Origin of the sequence: Halomonas sp. H2 (assembly GCF_050215315.1) — a bacterium.
Taxonomy (GTDB): Bacteria; Pseudomonadota; Gammaproteobacteria; order Pseudomonadales; family Halomonadaceae; genus Vreelandella.
The window spans coordinates 727,496-747,143 of the sequence record NZ_CP189760.1; the positions used below are offsets into that span (position 1 = coordinate 727,496).

The window sequence follows — 19,648 nt, forward strand, 5'->3', positions numbered from 1 at the left end:
CCAAGATTGCTGATAAGAATAGCGTTAGCGACAGAAGACGGAATAAAAAGGCTATAAGATCCCATTGTGCTATTTGCATTTATGATTTGAAGGATCGGGCTCAAGTCCAGTGGGGTAGCATATGTAGTGGTCAAGTAAAACTGGCCACCGCCTTATAGTTAACCCAGTACTTTTCCTCTGCCTGGTTCGGACTCATACCACCGTTATGCTGGTGAGGCCTAAGCTGGCTGTAATACCCGATTAAATAGTTCACGATATGATGCTGCCCCTGCAAGAATGAGCGATAGCCATACGTTGGCACCCATTCAACCTTTAAGCTCCTGAAGAAACGCTCCATTGGCGCATTATCCCAGCAGTTACCACGTCGGCTTAGGCTTTGTTTTACCTGGCATTTCCAGAGTGTCTGACGGAACTTACGGCTCGTATAATGACTGCCCTGGTCGCTGTGGAACATAACCCCTTTTGGCCGCCCACGGCTCTCATAAGCCATTTTCAATGCGCTGCTGGTGAGTTCGCTATCGGGCGATAACGACATCGACCAGCCAATCGTTTTCCTAGCAAATAAGTCCATGACAACGGCTAGATAAGCCCAGCGTTTGCCAGTCCAGATATATGTGACGTCGCCACACCAAACGCGGTTGGGCGCCTCAACGTTAAACTGACGCGCTAAGTGGTTCGGTACCTCAACATGTTCATCACCTGTTTTCTTGTAGGTGTGCCCAGGCACTTGGCAGCTAATTAGGCCAAGCTTTTCCATCAGGCGGCCAGCGCGATAGCGACTTAACGGCACATCCTGCCTTGTCGCCATCTCTGCGATGCTGCGCGCCCCTGCAGAGCCTTCGCTCTCGCGAAAGAGCTCTCTGACCTTGGCTATTTCCTTAGTCTTCGTGGCACACACAGGTCTTTTTGAACGTTGTCTCCAGTATTTAAAGCTGCTGCGATGCACGCCAAACACGTCACACAGTTTTTTTACCGGGTAGCTCGTCTTGAGTTTCTCGATTAGCGAGAAGTGTTCAGGGAGTCCGACATCAAGAGAGCGGTAGCCTTTTTTAGGATGTCTTTTTCCATCTCAATGTCACGGATGCGCTTTTCAAGCTCGCGAATCCTGAGCTGATCGGGTGTCATGGGCGTTGCTTTAGGGCTTTGGCCATCACGCTCTTGGCGTAACTGACGAACCCATTTATCCATGCTCGAATACCCCACATTCATGGCTTCAGCCGCTTCTCTAACTGTATAGTTTTGATCAACGACTAGCTGTGCTGCTTCGAGCCGGAATTCAGGGCTAAAGTTACGTTTTGGTCTTGTTGCCATGCTGCCACCTAGTGATGTCTTGGTGCATATTAGCACCTCTAATTAGGTGGCCAAATTCACTATGCCACTACATACACTAGGCAAGTACTTAGGGCAGAAATTTAATAAGGCTAGGCACGGCGACGGCTTTTCCGTTGCGGCTTCGCCTTCACTTCAAAGTCGCGCGTGCGGGCGGCGTTATGCACTAGTACATAGGGAGTATTGTGGATTACTCAAAAGCATCTTTTGAAGATCTCGACCAGCACGCAATGGAACAGCTTGTCTTCGAAACAGATGAGCTGTCCCCGATCCTACGTGGCCACATATTTATCGAGAAAATCCTCGAGAAGCTAATTTCCAGAAACCTAGAAAAGCCGCAAGCGTTGTTTTCAAGGAATAGAGGATTCGATCTGAAGCTTGATTTGGCCAAAGCGATGGGGCTGCTCGACGAAACATATTATTCGTCGTTAAAGGCGTTAAACTTAATTAGGAATTCCTACTCCCACCGAGCAGCCTATAAAGTTTCATTTGAGGAACTCAACAGCTTGAAATTCGGTTGGGAGCCCAACCAGAAAGAAGCATATGCAAAAGCATGCCAAAAAGGAATAGACGAAGCGGCAAGGATAGCCATGATATTTCTTTGCTGGAAGACAATTCACTTGGTTAGTAGTCCGCATGCATAACAATCGCAAACAGCGGACATTAAACTTCGGGAGAAGTATGGAGGCAACTCGCCCTACACACATAGAGGTAGCAGATCATTTCTATCATGATTCGATTGATCTGCTTAAGCGATATGAGCACTGCATTGAAAGTGAATTCCCTGACTTTTCGTCTCTAAAGTCTCGCCGAATGAAGTGCTTCATTGACCTGCGTATGGCAATGGAAAGTGCTTTAAAGTCAGTTGTTTCTTACTATTGCCACAGCAACCTTCAAGGTAAGAAGTTGGTCCAGAAGGTTGAGAGCTATCGACACCACATGGATAAATTGGGTTCTTCGTCACTTCACGTGGATTTGGCCTGATCGAATAGGCGGCCCACCGGGCTGCCAATCAGGTAGATCATGGCGATAAAGTTGGCCTCGTTCCGGTAGCCACGTGCCCGTGACCGAGCCGCTTGGAACAGACCATTCATTCCTTCCAGTCTTGCGTTCGTCAGTCCCGAGAGCCAGCGTCTGACCACCGCGTCGGCGTGCCGCTCAAGCGTCGCCAGGGCTTTCCCCATCGGCTTCAGCAGTGACTTTTCAGACACCGCCGCCTGCATGACCTTGAGGTAGTTCGTGATGCGCCACCGAGCCGCTCTGGGCGTTGGAGCCTTCTGGATCCAGCGTAGCTTCTCCTTGATCACCCAGGCATCGGCCGTGGCGCTCTGATCGGCCACCAACTCCTGGAGCGCCGAAAGCTGTTTGGGTGTCAGGTTCTTGTTATCCAGGTTCTTCAGCAGGGCCCAGCGCAGCGACTTGGGGTGCCCCTGCTCCCGGCGCTCTTTCTTGCGTACCTCGTCCAGCCGCTTGGTGAAGGTCTGTACGATATGGAACCAGTCGACCGTTACCTCGGCCTTGGGAAGGTGCTCGGTCACGCCGCTAAGGAAGGCTGGCGACATATCGCAGACGACCTCGACCACATTATTCGGGTCGCCGCCATGGGCCGCCAGGAAGGCGCTGAAAGCCTGGATGGCATCCTTGCCGCAGCCTGGGACGGCAAAGATAACCGGTTCCCGCTTGCGCTGCATGTCGAGGAACACCGTGACATAGCGATGACCGCGCCGGGAGGCGGTTTCGTCCACGCCGACCGTCACCACCTTGGACAGATCCAGTTCCCCCAACATGCGGCCAACGTAGTGGTGCACGATGCGCCATAGTCGTTTGTCGGAAATCTCCAACTGGCGGGAGACGGCCAGTACCGGCATCTCCTTGACCAGTGACATGGCCGCTTGCTCGAACAGCAGGGTAAAGTCGCTGCCCGGCCGGGCCCAGGGCACCTCTATGCGCTTGACGCCATGGTCAGGACACTTCGTGCGCGGCACGCGAGCATGCAGGTAACAGTGATGCTGAAAGAAGTTCAGATGCCGCCAGGTTTTGTCGGCAAAGTCATGAGCTTGGCAGGCCTTACCACATTCTGGGCAGGGATAGAAACTGCCTCGCTCCGCCTCGACATAGAGGTTCAGGCGGTGGGGCGACACGGCGGTATCCAGGTACTGGTTCTTGAGGATCCAGGGCGCTTCCAAGCCCAGGCCGAGTGTTAGAATCTGGGTGCCGTCCATGTCATACCTCCTGCCGCTGTGGAGGTCATATTCTGGCCCAGCTCAGGGGGCGAATTCCACACCCAACGTCGAAGAGCCATAAATTGAAACCGTCGGCATTGCCACATCTTCCTGAAGAGATTGTGGATAGCGTTTCTTCAGTGTGCGATCAACTACAGTCCTTGCCGGTTGGTTTGCGTTATCGGCTCGACGTTATGGATTTCATCAGCAACCGGGAAGAAGAGTATTACAACACTATCGGCAGTGATACTTGGATGGACTCGACAGCCGGAACAGTGTGGGGTGTTTCTAAATTTATTGGTAAAGAACTCAACAAGGAAAGTCGCATCATTGGAGTGGGCGAGTTGATGGAAGAGTTTTTTCAGCCAAGATACGAGAAGTATGCCATTAAATAGGGGGGCGAAATTTAACTAGTCCAGGCACCGCGACGCCTACTACATTGCGGCTTCGCCTCCATTCCGTAGCTGCGCATGCTGGCAGCGTTATATCAGTCCACGCTGATTGTCCGCTTTTGGCCGTTTGCTGCAGTAACAAGTAAATAAAGCCAGCCTCATGCATAGAGCTGCCATGGTGGCAGCTCCATTTCATTCAAGCAGGCGTCTACAAATACCCCATCTCCGCACCTATCAGCAGGCACTTACTCACAAACTTACCCACAAGAAATGTGGATACATGAGACAGACTAATCAGTCAGTTATATCGTTAACTTTTTTCAGTACTATTATACTTATCATTTTTAGTAATCAGAACGACACAGTGCAACGGTAAGGAGCCAGAAGGGGGAGCATATATGGCCTACGTGACTACCGATCATTGGGATGGCGGTGTGATTAATTAAGTTGGCACATGGCTATAATGCAGGTCGAGCCAGGCCGAAGCACCAATGTATGCAAAATGCCCACCAATCCGATCCAAGCTAGGTGAGGGCCGTGAGAACCGTTGATGCCTGAAAAGAGATGAGATAAACAGATTATCTGTGCAACGTTCCCACCGAAGAGTAGGTGGTAATTGGATACCTAAACTAGGCAAACCTGATCGAAACGGCACATGGCTGTAGTGCGGGTCGAGCCAGGTCGATGCACCAATGTGCGCAGAGTTCCCACCAATCCGATCCAAGCCAGGAGAGGGCTGTGAGTACCGTTGATGCCTGGAGAGAGACGAGATTGCAGGTTATCTGTGTAACGTTCCCACCGAAGAGTAGCTGGGAATTGTATGCCTAAAAAGTTAGGCAAACCTGATCGAAGCGATACTTTGCTTTAGTTAAATAGGCGTGATCGGTAATATATACCTCTACTAAACTTGAACAGTTATGAATAAGCATGACCAAAACAAAATACGAGACACGTATAAAGTCTGTCTCGCTTGCTCGCTAGGGCAAAAAGTCAAAGAACTTCGATGCGATGCCCTCAGTTGCCAACTGCGAGCGAGGCCCAAGTAATTGAAGCAAGTTGCGTCTTTACATGAATTTTTGGAATATAATAACAAAAATAAATTTCGCTATATCTCAACCTTTATGAGTGTATATAGTGGCTTGATGGCGCTGACTACGAGTAGAAACTGACCGCGACACGAAACTCACAGCTAATAACACAATAGGAGAGTCGATATGCGCTTGCTATGTTCCAAAGGTAAAAACACTATACGGACTGCGCTGGGAATTGCTCTGGCGGCTAGCGTTAGCGCCCCGGTCTTTGCGGCAGATTATCCAAACAAGCCGATCCAAATGATCGTATCTTTCGGGGCTGGGGGCAGCACTGATACCATGGCCCGCATCTTTGCCAAATATGCCGAGGAAGCAATAGGTGAGCGCATTGTAGTGGTAAATAGGCCTGGCGCGGGCGGCGAATTGGGTTGGGTACATCTAGCTAATGCTGAGCCGGATGGCTACACAATTGGGTTAATTAATTCCCCTGCGGTAGAGGTATATCCGATAACACGCGCTGAGTCGGTTGGTTATTCTCTTGACAGTATTCGCCCCTTGGCCAATGTTGTTACCGACCCGGGTGTTTTGGCCGTTGCAGCCGATAGTCCCTATCAAAATCTAGATGATCTGGTTGCTGCTTCTAGGGAAGAGCCTGGTTCTGTAACAGTATCCCATGAAGGGGTTGGGGGAGACGATCATCTAGCTGCACTCGATTTTGCTGAAGCGGCGGGAATCAAGCTCAACTTTGTCTCTTTCAGTGGCAACGCCGAGGCTACTGCTGCTTTGCTTGGGGGGCACATTGACGCCTTTGAAGGCAACATGTCAGAAGCCGCAAATCAAATTAATGAAGGGAAGGTGCGTGGCTTAGCGGTTTGGTCTGATAAGCGTATGGATCCCATACCCAACGTGCCGACCGGTGAAGAACAGGATTATAACGTTTCCTCCGCGGCTTCACGCGGTCTGGCTGTGCCTGAAGGCGTTCCAGAAGAAATCTACCAGCAACTGCTTGAAGCTTCTAGAGAGGTGATTGAAAACCCAGAGTTTCAGGCTGAAATGGATAAGCTCAACATGCCCCTCGATGCGCTTTATGGACAGGAGTATGCCGAATTTCTCGATGCCAGTTATAAGACGCTAAAAGTTATGTGGGATAATGAGCCCTGGATAGAGCAATAAGCGTTCTTAACCATAAAGCCTATTTAAATAACGCTCAGTTACCCTAACTGCAATGTAGAGCTCATGGTTGGCTAGTGAGGGAATGTTAGGCGATGAGGGATATCCTCCTCATCGCCCATGTTTAGCTAGACTTCGGTAATAAATAAAAAGCTGGTTTTTGAACGGATTAGGTTGAATTATGAACAATCTGCATTAGTTGATCCAAATATGGCTTAATGACATGTCCGCTTATTGATTGTCACTATCAACTGTCAAAGCTTTGCATTAGAAACTTCTGAAGCTCATGTCCCTTGGGAAAATCTTTTTTATCAGTATGCGGGTAATGTGATTCGTCCGCACTGATTGAAGCAGTAAAAGATGCAGAAGCGTCAGCAATAGCGGCTTGGTCATCCCTCACTATCCGTCTAATACGAGCCTTTCCCTTCAGACATCTTCGAAATAGCTTCTCCTTCCGTAACATTGTCTGGACGATTCTTTGCTCTGCAAGTTACGGCGATATTGGCCTTCCCTCCAGAAACCACCAGCGACAATGCGAGCGAGCTTTCTTTTCGATTTACCTTTATAGCAGGAACCTCGCGATGAAGCGTAACCGACTTGGCGAAGAGAAAATCATCAGCTTAGCAAGGCTAACGAGAGTGGCGTATCGGTGGCCGAGATGGCTCTGTAAAACGGCGTGACCGATTAGCCTTTCACTGCTGGAAAGCCGAATACAACCGCATGAAGATCTCGGAGGCCGAGCGCCTCCACGAACTGCAGGCTGAGTAAGCCTGGCTCAATAAACTAATGGTGGAAACCGTCCTCGCTAATGCTACGCCCAAGTTTCACATCTCGGAAAACTGCTGGTGCATCAAGCGAAGTGGCGTACAGCGAGGTATCTGACACGGTTGCTTACTGCTGGCCTGGGCCAGCTCCTGACACAGACTTGATAAACAACGCATCGACAGGGTTTGCCAGCGGGACGTGTTGCTACGTGGGTATGTAAGGCCAAACGTTACATAGACCAGCGGTCTGCTTGGAGCTTGGTTATAGTCGCCTGACCCAGCAATCAGTGAGGTGCTGTGATGTGTAGACGATAGTATAGCCAACGCTATAGCATTCGCATAAGGAATGTAATTGCATTAATAAAATTCGCTTTTTTGCATGTTAAGAAGACGTATAAGGTGGTCTAGGGCACTGTCCGGTACAGCTACCGGCCACTACCTAAGACTCAATCCCAACAACATTACAAGGAGAGTCGATATGCGACCTTCTAATACTAAAGGCAGAAACGCGGTACTGACCGTATTGGGCATTGCTCTGACGGCTAGCCTTACCGTACCGGCCTATGCGGCAGATTATCCTAACAAGCCAATTCAAATGATTGTCTCCTACGGAGCTGGAGGCAGCACCGACACCATGGCTCGCATCTTCGCCAAGCATGCTGAAGAAGCTCTGGGTGAACGCATCGTGGTAGTCAACAGGCCCGGTGCTGGCGGCGAGTTAGGCTGGGTGCATCTAGCCAATTCTGATCCTGATGGCTATACCATCGGTCTAATCAACTCACCAGTAATAGAAGTCTATCCGATAACGCGGGCAGATACAGTTGGCTATTCTCTAGATGATATTCAACCCTTGGCCAATATCGTAACAGACCCGGGTGTTTTGGCTGTCGCAGACGATAGTCCCTATAAAAATCTAGATGATCTGGTTTCTGCTTCTCAGACAGAGCCGGGTACTGTAACAGTATCCCATGAAGGGGCTGGCGGTGACGATCACCTAGCAGCACTCGACTTTGCCACGGCAGCTGACATTGATCTTAATTTTGTCTCCTTTAGCGGTAACGCTGAGGCTACTGCCGCCTTACTTGGGGGGCATATTGATGCTTTCGAAGGCAACATGTCAGAAGCTGCCGCCCAGATCAACGAAGGTAAGCTCCGCGGTTTGGCTGTATGGTCTGATAAGCGCATGGATGCTATCCCTAATGTGCCAACAGGCCAAGAGCAAGGCTACGATGTGATTACTGCCGCTTCACGTGGTTTGGCAGTACCCGCTGGTGTTCCTGACGAGATTTACGAGAAACTCATCGAAGTTTCTCAAAAGGTCATGGAGAGCCCTGAGTTTAAGGCCGAGCTAGCCAAACTTAATATGCCGCTCAATCCGCTGTATGGCCAGGAATATGCCGATTTCATAGATGCTAATTATGAGCGTCTAAAAGGAATGTGGGAACAAGATCCGTGGATCGAGCAATAAAAGCTCCACAGCCAAGGAACTGAATCATGACCCTCCAACATATCGATCGCAGCGTGGCATTAATAGCAGGGCTTTTCTGCGCAGCGGTGATGTTTGTAAGCTGGGGAATGCGGGGCGATGCAGGGATTTTTCCAATCATCGCTAGCGGATTGGGCCTAGTCGCCAGTGGGTGGCTCGCATACGGTGCCTGGCGAAGCCGCCAGGTCACCGACGAGACAATCCCAGATAAGGTCGATGGCCTGCGGATGTTGATCTGGTGCGTTACCCTGCTCGCACTTTTGGTACTAATCCAACCCATTGGAACGTATATCATTCTTCCCCTGTTCCTGCTAATCACTATAAGGGTGTTGGCCGCTCAACGCTGGTGGGTAACAGTTGCCATCTCGGTGGGATTTACGCTTAGCATCTATGTCGTCTTCGACCGCTTGCTGGCCGTTCCTCTACCAGATGGCCTGCTGGCGCCATGGCTCAACGGTTAAAATAGGAGACTGTCATGGATATTATTTTGACGGCCTTTGGAAATGTGATGATGCCGGCGGCTCTGCTGACATTGTTACTCGGTACATTGGCAGGAATGACTATAGGCGCCTTGCCGGGGCTCTCTTCGACAATGGGGGTTGCTTTATGTATTCCCATCACGTTTAGCATGCCCCCTGACCTGGCCCTAATTCTACTCGGTGCGGTGTATGTCAGTTCCGTTTATGGTGGTTCCATAACTGCGATCTTACTACGTACGCCAGGCACCGATGCGTCGATCGCAACTGCGCTTGATGGCTATCCGATGGCTTCGGCCGGTCGTGGAGGGGAGGCCATAGGGATGGCTACAATTGCTTCCCTGTTTGGTGGTCTGGTGAGCGTCGTTGTCCTGATTGCCATCGCGCCGCCGCTCTCGACGATCGCTCTAGCATTCGGCCCCCAAGAGTATACTTGGCTTGCTATCTTCGGATTGGTAACAATTGTGGGTGTGGTCTCTGAAAGCCCGGTTAAAGGCGTGTTATCAGCTGCGGTTGGACTGATACTGGCCTGTGTTGGGCTGGATAATTTCACTGGCTCGCAACGGTTCACATTTGGCCTGAGTGAGCTCTTCGATGGTGTCCCACTTTTACCGGTTCTCATAGGCCTTTTCTCGGTGTCACAGGCATTCAATCTTTGCGTGCCTAAGGGAGGAGGAGTGCTTTCCGATGAGGCGAGGAGCTTAAAGGGGCGCACCCTGCCGCTATGGAGCGACCTCAAGCGCTGTCTTCGGACAATGTGGCGCTCCTCGGTGATCGGCTCCGTTGTAGGAATACTCCCAGGCGCGGGGACGAGCATAGCCTCATTTATTTCCTATAATGAAGCTCGCCGCCACTCAAAGACGCCGGAACGTTTCGGTAAGGGAGAAATTGAAGGGGTAGCCGCATCTGAGTCAGCAAATAATGCAGTTACTGGCGGTACGCTTATTCCTACGCTGACCTTGGGTATCCCTGGGAACGCGGTCACCGCAGTGTTCGTCGGGGGGCTTACGATTCATGGCATGATCCCGGGTCCTAGCCTATTTACTCAGCATGCCGAGAGCACATATACGCTGATTGTGTCACTGCTTCTTGCCAACATAGCATTTGCTATTTTGGGCCTAATGTTGAGTCGCTACATCGTAGCGGTAACCCGCATCCCAGGTGCAGTGCTAGGGCCGATGATTCTTGTCTTCAGCGTGGTCGGAACATATGCGCTTCGCAATGAGATTTTCGATGTCTGGCTGGCTATTAGTTTCGGCTTGGTAGGCTATTACATGGAGCGTTGGCGTTATCCAGCTGCGCCCTTGGTAATCGCACTGATCTTGGGTCCAATACTAGAAGTCAATTTCCGCCGTTCTATGCAAATAGCGCAATGGGATCTCACTACCTTTTTTACTCGCCCGCTTTCGCTAGCACTTTGCTTGTTAGTGGTTCTTGCACTGGTTCTTCCAATTTGGCGCCGTTGGCGGCAACGGAAAACTGTAACAATTTAACTTTCACTACATAAAAGAGCAGTACCTAATGACATTGGCATATCTTAGAAAAGCCTAGAGATTCCCTGTACCAGCCAGTTCCGAGTAAAGGATCATCAGTCTTTTTCTCGGAGTTGCCTAAGTATTAGTTATTCTCTTAACTTAGGTTGGCTACGGGCTTTTGGGGTCTTCGTTATTGCGGTACGGATAGTGAGAAACAATATTCATAACCACGTGGCGCGAAATTTAATATCATTTTAAAACCACGAAAATTATTTAGTTTACTTGAGACAACAGTCAAGGGAGAGTCAAATGCTACATAACGTTATTAATAGTGTACCTGAGCTGGCCAGAGCAGAGCACATAGAAGCCCTTAAGGAAATCGTTACCCCCCACTTGAGCGATAACCTTGATCGCCTATGTGCTATTCGAGGGTTAAGACCATTTCATGATGGGACAAAACTTGTCGGTACGGCATTTACTGTTAAATGTCGCCCCGGCGATAACCTTTATATCTATAAAGCATTAAGCATGATCCAGCCTGGACATGTGCTTGTGCTCGAAGGTGGAGGCCATCTGGATAATGCGCTGATTGGTGAACTGATCTTGCTATATGCCAAGCAGCGGGGATGTGCCGGTTTTATCGTTGACGGTGCGATTCGTGACGTGAAGGCGTTTGCTGAGGATAGCCTACCATGTTATGCACTTGGGAATTGCCATCGCGGTCCCTATAAGAATGGTCCAGGTGCCCTAAATGTGCCTGTTTCCGTTGGAGGGCAAGTTGTCAATCCCGGTGATATTGTCGTCGGCGACGAGGACGGGATCATCACTTTCCCGCAATCGCAGGCTGACAAGTTGATCGAAGCTGCTCATGCCAGTGCAAAAAAAGAGCAAGGTATTATGGCTGAAATCAACACAGGGGAGCACTACCAAAGTTGGCTAGGCGCAGTATTATCGGCCCAGGGCCTAACCTTTGGCGAGGAGAAGAAATAATGAGTTTGGTACTTGCCGAGCGACTTGAGCGCATTAAACCCTCTCCGAGTGTGACCGCCAACGCTCTCGTGGCCCAGCTGCGAGCTGCCGGGCGTGAAATCGTAAATTTTACTGTCGGTGAGCCCGATCTTGATACACCAGCTCATGTTATCGATGCGGCTATTGAGGCGATGCGTGCCGGTGATACACACTATTCGCCTTCCGCTGGGACACCTGCAGTGCGCCAGGCTGTTGTCGACAAGCTCAAGCGCGACAACGATCTTAGCTTCTCGGTGGATGAGGTCGTGGTCGGAGTCGGCGGTAAACATATTATTTACCATGCTATGGCGGCGACTCTGAATGCAGGCGATGAAGTGATAGTGCCTGCACCATACTGGGTGTCATACCCTGACATTGTACTACTGAACGATGCCACGCCCAAGATCGTTGTTTGCGACGAGAGCTCGGCATTCAAGTTAACGCCTGAGGCGCTCGAAGCGGCCATAACTCCAGCAACACGCTGGTTAATGCTTAATAGTCCCTCTAATCCGACCGGGGCCGTATATTCAAAGTCTGAGCTGAATGCACTAGCAGAAGTGTTACGTAAGCATTCACATGTATACGTTATGTCTGACGAAATCTACGAGCATTTCGTCTTCGGAAATGCGAAACATCTTTCGTTGCTAAACGTAGCGCCGGATCTAAAGTCCCGAACGTTGATAGTAAATGGCGTATCCAAAGGTTATGCAATGACTGGCTGGCGTATTGGTTTCGGAGCTGGCCCACAGGATCTGATCAAAGCGATAGTTAAGCTTATTTCGCAGACGACAACGTGTCCTAGCTCGGTCAGCCAGGCTGCTGCCGTAGCCGCCTTCAGTGGCGACCAGAAACCGGTACACTCTATGGCTGAGCGTTATGCTGCACGTCGCAAGCTGATGCTCGAAGGTGTCGAATCAATTCCTGGGCTACGCTGTCTTGCGCCGGAAGGAGCGTTTTACCTTTATGTTGATGTTAGTGGGTTAATTGGTAAGACGACGCCGGATGGAGCAAAGCTCGAGAGCGATGCCGACATCGTTTTGTACTGGCTCGAAACGGCCGGTGTGGCCGGGATTGGTGGTGAAGCATATGGACTTTCTCCTTACGTGCGTTTTTCTTTTGCTACCAATGAGCAAGAGATCGAGCAAGGATGCCGGTTGCTCACGGAAGCCTGCCAAGCGCTTCGCTAGATATCCTGATACTTGACGCCTTAGATTTATGCCGCGCGCCGCCTACTAGCTATACCTTTTAACTCTGGGTCTGAGCGGCCGCGGTAGGCAGCATTATTAGAGAAGTTAGTCTCATAGAATGTTGAGTTTAGGGGCTAAGATTTGGTCCCTCTTCTCGGCTTCGCACAGCCTGTCCAAATTATATGCGTTTATTTTCTTATAGTGGTGTGTCTAAAAAATTAAATTACTCATTTCTTGCCTATTAATAATTAATAGAGAAGCCGTAAGGGACTTAAAGGAATAGCAGAATTTATTTGCTCGTTAGAAAAAATTAGAAGATATGTTGTTGAATCAATACGTATGATACGTTAGGTCGAATTCAAATAGCTTATTCTGACCATTTCCTGAGCGGATAGGTAACACCATTTTGGATCGATTACTTATTACGAATAATTATTTTGACCTTAGTATTTGTTTAAGTAGAGAGTACCGTAGTCGCAGACATTTGTGGCCAGTTCGACGATAGTCTTGTTAATGTTGGCATGCCGGTCACTACGATACAAGGCACTGTATTTTACTCGAGGCAGATCGGGCGTGGTATTTAATATTTGTAGCATCTGCCGGTCCACAAGAAATTGGAAACAATGCTTGGGTAAGTAGCTTATTCCTATTCCTGCCAACGTTAATCCGACTTGAGCTAGTAAGTAATTGCTCACCAGAAGGTTGCGCATTCTTACCCCTTGCTCTGAGAACCAGCGCTCAAAAATGAGCCCCGAGCCAGACTGGCTACCTTGTGTTAGTACTGGAAACTCAGCGATCTCCGCAAGGCCCAAACGATTATTCCCTTCGACAGTGCCATGAGCCGCCATCCATACATTCTCAACGCTTCCCAGTGGTGTGGTGACGAAGCGAGCATCTGAGAATACGTCAGGAACGACAATCAAATCCAGTTCATCGTTTTCCAGCTTTTGAAACAAGGTTCTGCTGATCTCGATGGAAGGCTCTATGTAAAGCTTAGGGTAGCGTTGCCGAACTTGTTCGATCAACTGCGGCAACCAGGTCAGCGCTGTCAATTCTGTAACACCGAGCCGGAAAGGGCGATGGATGACAGCTTCATCGCTAATTCGATCTATTAGGTAATCGCGTCGCTCTAAAAGCTCTTCACTTAGCGTAAGTAATTCTAAACCTTTATCGGTTAGTCGTGCGGTGCGACGGGAACGGTCAAAAATCGGGACTCCGAAAGTCTCTTCAAGCTCATGAATCCGCTTCGAGATGGCCGGTAGTTGTCAAGAAATCTGTCGCCTCTGAGATCATTCAGGCCACCTGTTTTTCCGGTTCAGCGACGGTGACCTGGAGCTCCCGCTCCGGGTTAAGAGATACGGTGCCAATCGGCGTCCAATTGCGGGTCTTGCCGCTCCAACGAGCGGGGTTGGCCGCACGCGCTGCCTGATTGATGGCATGCCGCTTTGCCAGCACGCTAGTATCCTCGCCAGCATGTCGCTGTGCCGGTGTCACCAGGCGGATCCCGCTGTGGCGATGCTCGTGGTTGTACCACTGCACGAAGCTGGCCACCCACTCACGGGCGTCGTCGACCGTGGCGAACCCATCAACTGGGTAGCAAGGCCGGTATTTACAGGTGCGAAACAGCGCCTCCGAGTAGGGGTTATCATTGGAGACCCGCGGCCGGCTGAACGATGGCGTGATGCCAAGGTCATGCAGCTTCTCCAGCAGCGTCGCACCCTTGAAGGGGCTGCCGTTGTCCGCATGCAACACCAGCGGCTGATCGATGATCTGCTCGGCCAGCACCGCCCGCTCCAGCACGGTACGGGAGTTGTGGGCCGACTCGGCCAGGAACACTTCCCAGCCGGTGATCTTGCGGCTATAGATGTCGAGCAGCATCACCAGGTAGTAGTACTGCCCCTTGATCGGACCGCCCATCCATGTGCAATCCCACGACCACACCTGGTTCGGCGCGGTGGCCTGGTAGGTCGTGGGCTTGGCGCGGCGCTGAGGTACTTTGGCGCGGCCACGATGCACCACTTCTCGGTGCTTGTGCAGGACGCGGTAGAACGACGAGGGGGATGCCACGTAGCGCTGCTCTTCGTCGAACAGGCGCACCACGATCTGCTCTGGCGGCAGGCTCGCGTACTCGGGGCGGTGGCACACGTCGAGAATCTCCTGCTCTTCGGCCGGTGTCAGCGCGTTAGCCGGCACCGGCCGGTCGACCAAAGGGCGCTGGTCCTCGCGTAGCTCGCCGTCGCGCGTCCAGCGCTGGTATGTTCTGGCGGTGATGCCGAGTTCGCGGCAGGCGGCGTCCAGGCGGGCCCCCTGGGCCCGGGCGTCTTCGATCAGCGCGATGGCGCGTTGGCGATCTGGGGTGCTGATCATGCGTCCTCGTCCCCCCAGATCGCCCTCGCCTTTTTTCTGAGGGCCAGTAACGCCGCGGTTTCTGCCAGGGCCTCGTTCTTGCGGGCGAGCTCCTTCTCCAGCGCCTTGATGCGCTTGCGTTGCTGCTTGGCCTCGTCGGCCTCACGTTGGCGTTCTGACTGGGAGAGGCTGGCGGCTTGCTCGCAGTCGTGGCGCCACCGCTCCAGCTGCTCGGGATAGATGCCCCGGCGGCGGCAGTATTCCGCAGCCTCCTGGACGTTCATCGAGGCGGTCTCAAGCACGGCGTTGAACTTGTCCTTGGACGACCAGCCATCGGCGCCCTTGCCCAGAGCATCCGGCAGGCACCGCCCCTCAGCGCGGGCTTCCTTGCGCCACTTGTAGACGGTGCCCAGCGAGATCCCTTCCTGCTCCGCGATCACCTTCGGGGAGAGGTTGTGGGGAGGCAGCAGCTTGGTCACTACGGCTTGCCGGCGCTCCTCAGAGTAACGAGGCATGAGTGTCTCCTTTCGCCCCCTGATCGGTTTATAAGCCTGAATTCAACTAATAAGTGCAGCACCTGCGGTTTCTAGTGCTCCTGAATATTCTCCTAAAAACACCTGGGCTGGGGTTCGATATCCCAGCCGCTTTCTGGGTCTATCGTTCAGCTTGTGAACAACGCGTCGCAGCTCTGCATTAGTCACCTTCCGGAAGTCTGTACCTTTCGGAAAATACTGCCTGATCAGGCCGTTGGTGTTCTCGTTTGTCCCACGCTGGCCTGAACAGTAAGGATCACAGAAATACACGGAGGCGCTAACCGCTTTTGCGACCGTCTCGTGGTCTGCAAACTCCGAGCCATTGTCTAGCGTGATCGTCTTCACCGCGCCCCGACGAGGCTTAAGTAAACGGACCATGGCTCTCTGCGTTAGTTCTGCCGTTACCTTTGGCAGACGTGCCGCCAACAAGTAGCCACTTCGTCGCTCTACCAACGTCACTATCCCCGCTTGCTTGTGCCCATAAAGCACCGTGTCGCCTTCCCAGTGACCGATGGTGAGGCGTTTTTCGATAGCAGGTGGCCGATGCTCTATCCCCACACGCTTAGGAATCTTGCCTAGTCCTGCACTTTTGGCATGGGCACGATGTTTACTGCGACGCTTGGGCTGGCGGAGGTGTCGCCACAAATCGCCACCCTTGGCCTTATCGTCCCAGATCAGCGAATAGACCCATTGATGACTAACTCCTATCCCCGTCAACGGCGCCATAAAACCGCTAATCTGCTCTGGACTCCACTCTTCTCTAAGCCTGTCAGCTACGGCATTGATCAGGCTAGGGAGTTGCTTTGTCCACTTCCAGGCGGAGCGGCGTCTCTGATCGCTGTAACGCTGCGCTTGTGCGGGTTCATATCCCTTGGCACCCGAATTACGTCTCAGCTCACGGCTCACGGTACTGCTGTGAATGCCAAGCTGTTGAGCAATCTGACGTTGGCTCAATCCTACATCCCTATGGGCAAAAATTTGATATCGTTGTGCCTGGGTCAGTTGTCGGTATCCCATACTCTGCTTCACTTTGGTCGGTAAGGCGGAGAGGGTACCGCTGCTGGCCCTCCTGCCTCTACCGTATGATCCAAAGTGCTGCAGTTATTCTATGAATTCAGGAAGAACAGGGTATCAGAGGGTGCGACACTCATCCTGACACTGGGGGTGGCGGACTGAGTCGTATTCAACTTGTTGGCCGCAGCTTCGAAGGTGCCCAGCTTTGCTACCCAATATATTGCATCTAACTGTTTAAAGGTAATGATTTCCAATTCCTTACAATAACCATTCATTATAGGAATATTTTGTGCAGAAAAAAATCGCTAAAATAGATATGATAGCAGAGCACATCTCCAAATAATATCAAGCAACACCGTAACGGTATTACAGCGGAGCCAACGATCTATAAGATGGCCGCACTTCCCACCGTCGCCCTACTCACCGCGTTTAGCCAATGTTTCTTGTCACCTCTCCATTGATAGAAGGGTTTATTAGCCTTGAAGAATAACTATGGAAGTTAACTAAACATAGTCATGATATTGAATTATTAAAATCATTATAATGTATAACAAAATATTATAGCATTCTTAAAAACGATTAAAAGTGATGAATAAATCTCCCTTTATTTCATGTTTTTTTTAATGTTGACTATAAGGGTGGCAAATGAATCCAATCCGTTCAAATCCAAGGCGCTTAAATGACTAACAATACCGTCCTCAGAAGTGATAATGGGTTCTGTCTCCTCTGGTTTATTGCTTTCCCCATGTCAAGGTTAGAAAAGTCAATATAACGGAATAATAGTAATAAGCTAAATGCTATGCATTTATAGAATTATTTAGCTCTATTGCTAGTGTAGAAAGTGTACTTACTAACGGAATAAAGATTAATAAATGCCAATCAACGGCTTAGATAAGCTAATGGGTAGCTTAATGTCCTACACGTCATTTAATTAGCTTTTGTTTAAAACCCTTAAAATTATTTTGGAGAATTGCTCTACGTTAATTCTCTAATTTCCATAAAGCTTGGTCTGATGGTCAGGTTGGTTTCGAAAGTCCCATACGAAGAGGCTGCATAATGAATAGTTCAGAGCTTATCCAAGAAGGTCTCTCCCTGATGGCTTTCGGCATGGGCTTCGTTTTCGTCTTCCTGATGATATTGGTATTCGCTATGACCGGTATGTCTCGCCTGGTGATGCGTTTCGTGCCGGCGCCAGTGAAGGAGGAAGCGTCTCGACAGGCGCCACCTCCTGTACGGTCTGAGGACGATGTGATGGCGGCGATCAGTATGGCGGTGCACCGTTACCGCCAGCGCCATCGGCGCTGAGGCTGACAAGAGAACCTAAGCACGGCCGGGGCAGCATTTTTGTCTCGCCGAGTACCATTCAAATACAAGAGGCCATAACCCATGACCGAAAACCAACGTCCGCTGGGCATTACCGATGTGGTGCTGCGCGATGCTCACCAATCGCTGTTCGCGACGCGCATGCGCCTCGACGACATGCTGCCGATCGCCGAGAAACTCGATCGGGTCGGCTTCTGGTCGGTAGAGACTTGGGGCGGAGCGACCTTCGACGCCTGCATTCGCTATCTGGGCGAGGACCCCTGGGCACGCATCCGGGCGCTCAAGGAAGCGATGCCCAACACGCGCCAGCAGATGTTGTTGCGCGGCCAGAACCTGCTCGGCTATCGCCATTACGCCGATGACGTGGTGGACAAGTTTGTCGAGCGTGCACGCACCAATGGCGTCGACGTGTTCCGCGTCTTTGATGCCATGAACGACCCGCGCAACCTCGAGCGGGCGCTGCAGGCGGTAATCAGACAGGACGGTCACGCACAGGGCACCATTGCTTATACCGTTAGTCCAGTACACACGCTCGGAGGTTGGGTCGATCTGGCCAAGCGCATCGAGGCCATGGGCGCGCATTCCGTTGCCATCAAGGACATGGCCGGCCTGCTCACGCCGTATACAGCCTACGAGCTGGTGTCGCGCCTCAAGCAGCAGTTGTCGATTCCCGTGCACATGCATTGCCATGCCACCACTGGCCTGTCCACGGCGACCATTCTCAAGGCCGTGGAGGCGGGGATCGATAACGTCGACACCGCGATCTCCTCGATGTCGATGACCTACGGGCATAGCCCCACCGAGTCGGTGGTAGCGATCATGAAGGAGACCGAGCGCGATACCGGGCTCGACTTGGCGCTACTAGAGGATATCGCCGCCTATTTTCGCGAAGTTCGTAAGAAGTACGCTGCCTTCGAGGGGGCACTCAAGGGAATCGATTCGCGTATCCTGCTGGCCCAGGTGCCAGGTGGGATGCTCACCAATATGGAAAGCCAGCTCAAGGAGCAGGGCGCCGGCGATAAGCTCGACGACGTATTGTCAGAAATTCCCCGGGTGCGCGAAGACCTGGGCTTCATTCCATTGGTGACGCCGACCTCGCAGATCGTCGGTACACAGGCGGTTATGAATGTGATGATGGGCAAAAGCTACGCGTCCATCTCTAAAGAGGTACAGGCATTACTCAAAGGTGAATACGGTTCGGCGCCTGCCGAGTTCAACAAGGAACTGCAGAGACGCGTGCTTGAGGGTGGCGAGCCGATCACCGTGCGTCCAGCGAACAATCTTGCCCCCGAGATGGAACGCCTGCAGAAGGAGTTGCTCGGCAAGGCTCGCAACGAGGGCATCCGGCTGGAGGAGGATGAGCGCGAGATCGATGACGTGCTCACCTATGCACTGTTCCCACAGATCGGTCTCAAATTCCTTAAGAATCGCGACAACCCCGACGCCTTCGAACCGGTGCCTCAGGCGCCTGCCAAGGGCGAGCCGGCAACGCCGGCGGCCATGTCCAAGGTAGAGACAAGCGGGCCAGAGACCTACACGATCAGCGTCAATGGCAAGCAATACGTGGTCGAGGTGGCCGAGGGCGGCGATGTTAGCCAGGCTCAGGCTATTGTTGGCCAAGACACCGCGAACGGCTTGTCCGCCTCACGCGACGAGGCCTCGGCACCGTCGTCCAGCAAAACGGTCACGGCACCGCTGGCTGGCAACATCTTCAAGGTCAACGTCAAGCCGGGCGACAGCGTCGCAGAGGGTGATATCGTGATCATCCTCGAAGCCATGAAAATGGAAACCGAAGTGCGGGCCGCCAGTGCCGGTACCGTCACCGCGGTCAAAGTCAAGGAAGGCGATAGCGTCGCAGTCGGCGACACTCTGATCGAACTTTAAGGGCAGGA

Annotated in this window: 15 protein-coding genes; 10 read left to right on the top strand and 5 right to left on the bottom strand. The window is 51.7% G+C overall.

What is annotated here, in order from left to right; translation table 11 throughout:
- Positions 1-130: 130 nt before the first annotated feature.
- A protein-coding gene (locus ACQE2I_RS03370) for an IS3 family transposase (RefSeq protein WP_427029213.1) occupies positions 131-1,311 on the bottom strand; the annotation gives its coding sequence in 2 pieces (ribosomal slippage) (positions 131-1,044 and positions 1,044-1,311; 1,182 coding nt in all).
- Positions 1,312-1,514: 203 nt separating this feature from the next.
- On the opposite strand from ACQE2I_RS03370, the gene ACQE2I_RS03375 reads away from it, so the two are divergent.
- Positions 1,515-1,973, top strand: a complete 459-nt coding sequence (locus ACQE2I_RS03375) for a hypothetical protein (RefSeq protein WP_427030091.1) — start codon at positions 1,515-1,517, stop codon at positions 1,971-1,973.
- Positions 1,974-2,294: 321 nt separating this feature from the next.
- Here the strand turns inward: ACQE2I_RS03375 and ACQE2I_RS03380 are convergent, their stop codons facing one another.
- Positions 2,295-3,551, bottom strand: a complete 1,257-nt coding sequence (locus ACQE2I_RS03380) for an ISL3 family transposase (protein WP_427029281.1) — start codon at positions 3,549-3,551, stop codon at positions 2,295-2,297.
- Positions 3,552-3,634: 83 nt separating this feature from the next.
- Between ACQE2I_RS03380 and ACQE2I_RS03385 the strand changes: the two genes are divergently transcribed.
- The 7 genes from ACQE2I_RS03385 (at position 3,635) to ACQE2I_RS03415 (ending at position 12,540) form a co-directional block, all read left to right on the top strand.
- The gene (locus tag ACQE2I_RS03385) at positions 3,635-3,946 is read left to right on the top strand and encodes a hypothetical protein (RefSeq protein ID WP_427030092.1); all 312 of its coding nucleotides are present in this window, start codon (positions 3,635-3,637) and stop codon (positions 3,944-3,946) included.
- Between the two features lie 1,211 nt (positions 3,947-5,157).
- On the top strand, positions 5,158-6,147 hold the full coding sequence (locus tag ACQE2I_RS03390; protein ID WP_427030093.1) for a Bug family tripartite tricarboxylate transporter substrate binding protein: 990 nt from the start codon (positions 5,158-5,160) through the stop codon (positions 6,145-6,147).
- A 1,239-nt stretch (positions 6,148-7,386) separates the two neighbouring features.
- Complete coding sequence (locus ACQE2I_RS03395) at positions 7,387-8,376, top strand: Bug family tripartite tricarboxylate transporter substrate binding protein (protein WP_427030095.1); 990 nt, start codon at positions 7,387-7,389, stop codon at positions 8,374-8,376.
- A gap of 26 nt (positions 8,377-8,402) precedes the next feature.
- Complete coding sequence (locus tag ACQE2I_RS03400) at positions 8,403-8,855, top strand: tripartite tricarboxylate transporter TctB family protein (RefSeq protein ID WP_427030096.1); 453 nt, start codon at positions 8,403-8,405, stop codon at positions 8,853-8,855.
- Positions 8,856-8,869: 14 nt separating this feature from the next.
- Positions 8,870-10,363 carry a tripartite tricarboxylate transporter permease gene (locus tag ACQE2I_RS03405; RefSeq protein ID WP_427030097.1) on the top strand — a complete coding sequence of 498 codons (1,494 nt, stop codon included), beginning with the start codon at positions 8,870-8,872 and terminating at the stop codon, positions 10,361-10,363.
- 291 nt (positions 10,364-10,654) lie between these two features.
- Positions 10,655-11,335, top strand: a complete 681-nt coding sequence (locus tag ACQE2I_RS03410) for an RraA family protein (protein ID WP_427030098.1) — start codon at positions 10,655-10,657, stop codon at positions 11,333-11,335.
- On the top strand, positions 11,335-12,540 hold the full coding sequence (locus ACQE2I_RS03415) for an aminotransferase class I/II-fold pyridoxal phosphate-dependent enzyme (protein ID WP_427030099.1): 1,206 nt from the start codon (positions 11,335-11,337) through the stop codon (positions 12,538-12,540). The genes ACQE2I_RS03410 and ACQE2I_RS03415 overlap by 1 nt, the downstream gene beginning before the upstream one ends.
- 443 nt (positions 12,541-12,983) lie before the next feature.
- On the opposite strand, the gene ACQE2I_RS03420 is transcribed toward ACQE2I_RS03415, so the two are convergent.
- The 3 genes from ACQE2I_RS03420 to ACQE2I_RS03430 all read right to left on the bottom strand — a co-directional run bounded on the left by ACQE2I_RS03420 (position 12,984) and on the right by ACQE2I_RS03430 (position 16,436).
- Complete coding sequence (locus tag ACQE2I_RS03420; RefSeq protein WP_427031378.1) at positions 12,984-13,793, bottom strand: LysR family transcriptional regulator; 810 nt, start codon at positions 13,791-13,793, stop codon at positions 12,984-12,986.
- 40 nt (positions 13,794-13,833) lie between these two features.
- Positions 13,834-15,401 (bottom strand): IS3 family transposase gene (locus tag ACQE2I_RS03425; protein ID WP_427029054.1). Its coding sequence is split into 2 segments (ribosomal slippage): positions 13,834-14,936 and positions 14,936-15,401, totalling 1,569 coding nucleotides; the frame shifts between segments, so codons are not numbered across the junction.
- 42 nt (positions 15,402-15,443) lie between these two features.
- Entirely contained in the window at positions 15,444-16,436 is a 993-nt protein-coding gene (locus tag ACQE2I_RS03430) for an IS30 family transposase (RefSeq protein WP_193054299.1), read from the bottom strand.
- Between the two features lie 1,053 nt (positions 16,437-17,489).
- On the opposite strand from ACQE2I_RS03430, the gene ACQE2I_RS03435 reads away from it, so the two are divergent.
- Both ACQE2I_RS03435 and oadA read left to right on the top strand, forming a co-directional pair.
- The gene (locus tag ACQE2I_RS03435) at positions 17,490-17,738 is read left to right on the top strand and encodes an OadG family protein (protein ID WP_427030100.1); all 249 of its coding nucleotides are present in this window, start codon (positions 17,490-17,492) and stop codon (positions 17,736-17,738) included.
- Between the two features lie 81 nt (positions 17,739-17,819).
- Positions 17,820-19,640 carry a sodium-extruding oxaloacetate decarboxylase subunit alpha gene (oadA, locus tag ACQE2I_RS03440; protein ID WP_427030101.1) on the top strand — a complete coding sequence of 607 codons (1,821 nt, stop codon included), beginning with the start codon at positions 17,820-17,822 and terminating at the stop codon, positions 19,638-19,640.
- Positions 19,641-19,648 lie beyond the last annotated feature (8 nt).